This window comes from Mesorhizobium sp. M7A.F.Ca.US.005.03.1.1, assembly GCF_003997975.1.
GTDB classification, from domain to species: domain Bacteria; phylum Pseudomonadota; class Alphaproteobacteria; order Rhizobiales; family Rhizobiaceae; genus Mesorhizobium; species Mesorhizobium ciceri.
Window position 1 is genome coordinate 73822 of sequence record NZ_RZRO01000019.1, and the last position, 6377, is coordinate 80198.

The 6377-nt window shown below is 64.6% G+C and carries 6 protein-coding genes; all 6 read right to left on the bottom strand.

Features of this window, described 5'->3' with window-relative positions:
* Positions 1-33 precede the first annotated feature (33 nt).
* Complete coding sequence (locus EN990_RS11445; protein ID WP_127388299.1) at positions 34-870, bottom strand: ATP-binding cassette domain-containing protein; 837 nt, start codon at positions 868-870, stop codon at positions 34-36.
* Positions 863-1741 (bottom strand): ABC transporter ATP-binding protein, encoded by an 879-nt coding sequence (locus tag EN990_RS11450; RefSeq protein ID WP_127369126.1) that lies wholly within the window; start codon positions 1739-1741, stop codon positions 863-865. The genes EN990_RS11445 and EN990_RS11450 overlap by 8 nt, the downstream gene beginning before the upstream one ends.
* A complete protein-coding gene (locus EN990_RS11455) occupies positions 1738-2586 on the bottom strand; it encodes an ABC transporter permease (protein WP_013527973.1) in 849 nt (282 codons plus the stop codon). The genes EN990_RS11450 and EN990_RS11455 overlap by 4 nt, the downstream gene beginning before the upstream one ends.
* Positions 2579-3586 carry an ABC transporter permease gene (locus EN990_RS11460; protein ID WP_013527972.1) on the bottom strand — a complete coding sequence of 336 codons (1008 nt, stop codon included), beginning with the start codon at positions 3584-3586 and terminating at the stop codon, positions 2579-2581. The genes EN990_RS11455 and EN990_RS11460 overlap by 8 nt, the downstream gene beginning before the upstream one ends.
* Positions 3587-3808: 222 nt before the next feature.
* Positions 3809-5338 (bottom strand): ABC transporter substrate-binding protein, encoded by a 1530-nt coding sequence (locus EN990_RS11470; RefSeq protein WP_027161803.1) that lies wholly within the window; start codon positions 5336-5338, stop codon positions 3809-3811.
* A gap of 108 nt (positions 5339-5446) precedes the next feature.
* Positions 5447-6377 (bottom strand): NAD(P)/FAD-dependent oxidoreductase (locus EN990_RS11475; RefSeq protein ID WP_164766105.1); only part of this gene is annotated, 931 nt, incomplete at its 5' end.

A 6377-nucleotide genomic window follows, 5' to 3' on the forward strand; every position in this document is an offset into this window, starting at 1 on the left:
GTCCGAGGCCCGCTCGTCGGCGTGCGTATGCATTCATGTCGGCGCCTTGGCGGCGGAAGGAATGTCCAGCCAGCTCGCATCGATCTCGGGCAGAGGAATGGCCGCGATGAGATCGCGCGTGTAGGCCTGCTGCGGCTTGTCGAACAAGGCGTCGGTGGCGCTGGCCTCGACGATCATGCCTTCGCGCATGACGATCACTTGCCGGCACAGCCGCCGGATGACAGACAGATCGTGGCTGATGAAAGCGACGGTCAGCCCCATCTCCGCCGCCAGCTTTTCCAGCAGCGTCAGGATCTGCGCCTGCGTCGACACGTCGAGTCCGGAGACGATCTCGTCGGCCAGCACGAATTTCGGCGACAGCGCCAGCGCACGCGCAATGCCGACGCGCTGGCGCTGGCCGCCAGACAGTTCGTGGCGGTAGCGGCTGGCAAAACTTTGCGGCAGGCCGACACGCCGCAGCGCCTCGGCGACGCGCGCCTTCAGGTTGTCGCCAAGACCATTCTGCTTCAAAGGCGCGGCGATAATGCTGGCAATGGTGCGGCGCGGGTTGAGCGACGACATCGGATCTTGAAAAATCATCTGCAGATTGCGCCGCAGCGGCCGCAACTCCGCTTCCGGCAGATTGGTGATGTCGCGGCCGTCGAAGTTGATGCTGCCGGCGCTTGGCTCCAGCAGGCGCACCAGCGCGCGGCCGAGCGTCGACTTGCCCGAACCGGATTCGCCGACAATGCCGGTCACCGAGCCCCGCGGCAGGTCGAAGTCCAGGCCCTTCAGGATTTCGACCAATGGCGCGCGGCCGATCAGCGGCTTGCGCGTCATGTCGGGCAGCGCGACCTTCAGCCCGCGCACGGAGAACAACGGTTCAACCATGCGGCCGCCTCCAGGCTTGGTCGGCGGCAGCGATCTCCGAAGCAAGTCCGGCCAGCACCGCCTCGTCCACCGGTCTTAGCGAGGCGAAAGGATCGGTGTAGCGTGGCGTCGCCGCGATCAGCGCCCGTGTGTAGGGGTGCTGCGGCGCGGCGAAGAGCGCTGCGGTCTCGGCCTCCTCCACCACCTTGCCGGCATAGAGCACCGAGACCCTCTGGCTGATCTTGGCGACGACGCCGAGATCATGGGTGACGAACAGGATCGCGGTGCCGTGCTCGCGCTGCAATTGTGCGATCAGCCGCAGGATCTGCTTCTGCACGGTGACGTCGAGCGCCGTGGTCGGCTCGTCGGCGACGATCAGCCTTGGCTCGGCGGCGAAGGCGGCAGCGATCAGCACGCGCTGGCGCATGCCGCCGGACAGTTCGTGCGGATAGCTTTTGAGCACGCGGTCGGGGTCGCGGATCTGCACCTCGTCCAGCAACTGGCGAATGCGGGTATCGGCCTTCTCGCCACTCCAGCCGAGGATGCGCACCAGCCGGTCGGTCATCTGCGAGCCGATGCGGCGCGACGGGTTGAGCGCGGTCAGCGGGTCCTGCGGGATTAGCGCCGTGCATGCCCCGATCAGCGTGCGCCGCGCCTTGGGCTGCAATTTGCCGAGGTCTTCGCCCTCGAGCCGCATGTCGCCTTCGACGATGCGCACGCTCGACGGCAGCACACCGAGCACCGCCTTGCCGATCATCGTCTTGCCGGCGCCGCTTTCGCCGACCAGCGCGCGGACCTCGCCGGGCTGAACGGCAAGCGACACCGAGCGCAATACGCGCTGGCCGTTGGGCAGCACGGCGCTCAGATCCCTGATGTCGAGACAGGCGCTCATCGCAGCACCGGATCGAAACGCGTCTTCAGCGCCTCGCCGAACTGGCTGAACGACAGCACGGTCAGGATCAGCGTGATCAGCGGAAATACGAGCACCCACCACGCCTGATGGATCGACAGCCGGCCCTCGGCGATGATGCCGCCCCAGGTCGGGTCGTCGGTCGAGATCGACAGATTGACGAAGGACAGGATCGCCTCGACGATGACGGCGATGCCCATCTCCAGCGACAGCAGCGCCACGATCGACGGCACCACATTGGGCAGCACTTCGCGAAGCATGATGCCGATGCGGCCATAGCCGGCGATGCGGGCATTCTCGACATAGTCCATGCGCGACTGGCCCATCGTCTCGGCACGGATCACCCGGCAGAAACGCGTCCAGTCGATGATGGCGATGGCGAGGATGACGGAACTCAAGCCTGTGCCGAGCACCGCAACCAAAAGGATGGCGAACAGCACCGGCGGAAATGCCATCCAGACATCGACGATGCGCGAGATGATGCGGTCGGCCCAGCCGCCGAAATAGCCGGCTATCAGCCCCAGCATCGAGCCGACCAGGCAGGCGGCGATGGCCGCGGCGAAAGCGACGATGAAGGCGATGCGGCCGCCGAAGATCAGTCGCGACAACAGATCGCGGCCGAGGCTGTCGGTGCCGAGCCAATAGCCGGGTTCGGCGCCGGCCATCCAGAACGGCGGCAACCGTTCCAGCATCAAATCCTGCGCCAGCGGATCCTGCGGCGCGACCAGCGGCGCGAAGATTGCCGCCAGAAGCGCCAGCAGCAGCCAGCCGCCGGCCAGCCACAGACGCGGCGACACAGCTCGTCTTTGAGCGCGGCCCTCATCCATGGCGCAGCCTTGGATTGAGCAGTGCGTACATCATGTCGACGCTGAGGTTGATCAGCACGAACAGCAGCGCGAAGACCAGAACGATGCCCTGGATCAGCGGCAAGTCGCGGTTGATGACGGCGTCGATCGCCATGTTGCCGAGGCCTTCATAGGAAAACAGCCGTTCGACGATGACGGTGCCGCCGATGAGGAAGGTGAACTGCACGCCGACCAGCGTCAGCGTCGGCAGCGCGGCATTCTTCAGCGCTTCGCGCAGGATGACCTGCGTTTCCGAGAATCCCTTGACCCGCGCCAGCACGACGTAGTCGAGGTCGAGCACTTCCTTCAGCGACTGTTTCAGCAGCTGCGAGATGATCGCCGCCAGCGGCAGCGCCAGCGCCACGGCCGGCATCAGCATGTGTTTCAGCAGATCCCAGGTCAGGTCGAGGCGCAGACGAAGCAAGCTCTCGAACAGATAAAACTGGGTGACGAAGGGCAGGTCGAGCTGCGGCGACACTCGGCCGGAAATGTCGAAGATCGGCACCAGCACGCCGAACAGCAGGATCAGCACCAGGCCCCACAGGAAGTCGGGAATGGAAAGCGCCGCGCCGCTGGCGATGTCGATGCCGGCCTCGACCGCCGTGCCGCGTTCGCGCGCGCCGATGATTGCCGTCGTGCCGCCGAGCGCCACCGCCATCACAAGCGCGACGATGGCAAGCTCCAGCGTCGCTGGCAGCCGGTTGAAGACGAGACCCAGCACATCCTGCCTGAGCGAAATCGAGGTGCCGAAATCGCCCCTGGCGACGCCTGACAGCCAGATGAAGAATTGCTGCACGATGGTCTTGTCGAGGCCGTAGAGCGCTCGCAGCCGGGCAATGTCGGCATCCGTAGCACCAGGCGGCAGCATCATGGCGATCGGATCGCCGGGCGCGACGCGGATCACGACAAAGACGACGACGGCCACGCCGAACAGCGTGATCAGCATCGTCAGCAGACGGATCAGGAATCTCTGCAGGAGCATTCTGGCGTAGGCCTAATGCGTTTCGGTGACTGATGGAACGAAGACCCCTCATCCGGCCGCTTCGCGGCCACCTTCTCCCCGAGGGGAGAAGAGGTCGCTGACGGCTGAGCCGGTCTCTTCTCCCCAGCGGGGAGAAGGTGGCCCGAAGGGCCGGATGAGGGGGCCTGCGCAAGTTGGGAGAAGGCATGCCGGCTTTGCGACAGCGCGCCTTTCTCGACTCTCTCAGGCCGGGGTCATCAGGGCCGGCAGCAGCGCGCCCGACACATGCTGAACCACATTGACGCCCTTGGCATGGACGATGGGCTGCGCATACTGCATCAGCGGCAGCACATAGGCCTGCTCGGCGATGTATTTGTCGACAGCCTTCCAGCCGGCGATGCGCTTGGCCTCGTCCTTCTCGCCCCACAAGGGGTTGATCATGTCGATCAAATCCTGGCTGTCCCACACCGAATGCGGGCTCGGGCCGTACATGGCAAAGCCGGTCGAGGTGGTCGGATCGCCGATGGCGTTGCCCCAGTTGTAGAAGGCGGCCGGCGCCAGCTTATCGGCGGCGCGCAGTTCGTAGTGCTTTGCGATCTCGTAGACCTCGATCGTCGCCTCGATGCCGACCTTGCGCCACATGCCGACGATCGCCTGGATCATCTCATAGTCCTTGGGCTTGAAGCCCTTGGTCGTCTGGATGGTGAACTTGACCGGCTTTTCCGGCGAATAGCCGGAGGCAGCCAGCAATTCCTTGGCCTTTTCCGGATTGTGCTCGACCTTGATCGACGCGTCGTAGGATGCGTATTCCGGCGTTTCCAGCGTATCGATCGGCTGTCCGTAGCCGCGCAGCAGGCGATCGACCAGCAGCTTCTTGTCGACGGCCATCACGGCGGCCTGACGGACGTTCTTGTCCAGCATCGCCTCGATGTCGTTGAAGAAGATCATGCCGATGTCGGAAACGTTCTTGCACGAGCCGGCCAGCCCGTCCTTGGCGATCAGCCGGTCATACTCCTCGTAGGGGATTTCGAGCGTCACTTGCGAGGAGCCGGATTCGATCTCGGCGACGCGGCTTGCCGCGTCGGCGACGAACTTGATCGTCACATTCTCGAAGGCCGGCTTGCCGCCCCAGTAGTTCGGGTTTGCCTTGAGCCGCAGGAAAGCGTTGCGCTCGAACTTTTCCACCATGTAGGGCCCGGTGCCGATCGGCGCCTTCTCGAAACCTTCGGCGCCGACCTTCTCGTAATAGGCCTTCGGCATGATGTAGCCGGTCAGGAACGACATCCATTTGAAATAGACCGGGTCGAACTGCACGACGTCGCCGGTGATCTTGTTGCCGTCGATCTTGAAGTTGTTGACGTTCTTCCAGACGAACTGGATCGGGTTGCCGGTCTTTTCGTCGCCTGCCCGCTGTAGCGACCAGACGACGTCCTCGGCCGTGAACGGCGAGCCGTCATGCCAGGTCACGCCTTCGCGCACCGTCATCATGATCTTGGTGCGGTCGTCGTTCCAGCCCCATTCGGTGAGCAGGCCGGGCGCGAAGGACAAATCGGGCTTCTGCGGGATGAATTGATCGAACACCGACTGGTAAAGCCCCTGGATTGTCGGGTTGACGGCCGACGGGCCGGTGGTTGGATCCCAGGATGGCAGGTTGACGTTGTAGGCGATGGTCAGTTCGCCGGCAGCCGCCCTAGCGATCTGCGGCAGGCCGACGGCGGCCACCCCGAGTGCCGCGGCGCTGTATCCCAGCAATTCACGTCTGTTGATTGTCATGGTCGTTCCCCTTGTTGGTTTTGTTTCTGCGCGGCGTCTTCATGTCATCGGTTCAGGCTTCTTGGGCAGCAGCGCCTTGCCTCGTAGCCTCAAGGAAATCTCCGGCTCCTACCTCCCGCCAAGCTGTTGTGCGAGCATGAAGCCCGACGCCGCACCGGTGCCGGCGCCCGGCCATGTCGCGGCTCCAGTGAGGTGCAGATGCGCCACCGGCGTGTTCCAGCCGGCATAGTTGCGCGCCGGGCGGAATAAAAAGTTCTGCGCCAGATGATGGCTGCCGCAGACCTGGTCGCCACCGACGAGATTCGGGTTCTCACGCTCGAGGTCGACGGGCGAGAAGACGGCGCGGCCGAGAATCTTGTTGCGCAGGCCGGGCGCATAGGTCTCGATGATGTCGAGGACACGCTCGGCGTAGGCTTCCTTCACCTTGTCCCAATGGTCCGGTGCGATCTTGCCGGCGGCATCGCCCAGGATTTCGGCCGGCAGCATGCGCACTTGCACCCACAGCACATGCTTGCCCTGAGGCGCCCGCGACGGGTCGATCGCCGTCGGCTGGCCGACCACCAGCACAGGCTCGTCCGGCAGCATGCCCGCCATCGCCTGCTGATAGGTGCGCGACATGGCGTCGAGCGACGGCGACAGATGCACATAGGCGAACTGCCGAAGCTCCGCTCCGGCACGCCAATCCGGCAAATCGTCCAGCGCCAGGTGGATCATCATCGTGCCTGGCGCATGGCGGAATTTCTGCATCGCCGTGTCGAAGCCGGCGTCGCCCGAACCATTGGGCAGCAATCTGCCCGTCAGCGCCGTAGGCGCGACGCCGGCAATGACTGCCCTGGTGGCGGTATGCGTCTCGCCCGAAGCGAGCCGTACGCCGGTCGCGCTGCCGGCGGAAACCGTGATCTCGGCGACTTCGGCGCCGGTGACGATCTTGCCTCCGGCGGAGGTCACCATGCCAGAGAGGGCACGGATGATGGTATCGGCGCCGCCCTTGCCCAGCACCATGCCGAAACTCTGGTTGGCCATCGATTCCAGATAAGGG

Coding starts and splice junctions, on each gene's coding strand:
- EN990_RS11455 (WP_013527973.1), bottom strand. CDS start 2,586: ATGGATGAGGGCCGCGCTCAAAGACGAGCTGTGTCGCCGCGTCTGTGG.
- EN990_RS11470 (WP_027161803.1), bottom strand. CDS start 5,338: ATGACAATCAACAGACGTGAATTGCTGGGATACAGCGCCGCGGCACTC.
- EN990_RS11445 (WP_127388299.1), bottom strand. CDS start 870: ATGGTTGAACCGTTGTTCTCCGTGCGCGGGCTGAAGGTCGCGCTGCCC.
- EN990_RS11450 (WP_127369126.1), bottom strand. CDS start 1,741: ATGAGCGCCTGTCTCGACATCAGGGATCTGAGCGCCGTGCTGCCCAAC.
- EN990_RS11460 (WP_013527972.1), bottom strand. CDS start 3,586: ATGCTCCTGCAGAGATTCCTGATCCGTCTGCTGACGATGCTGATCACG.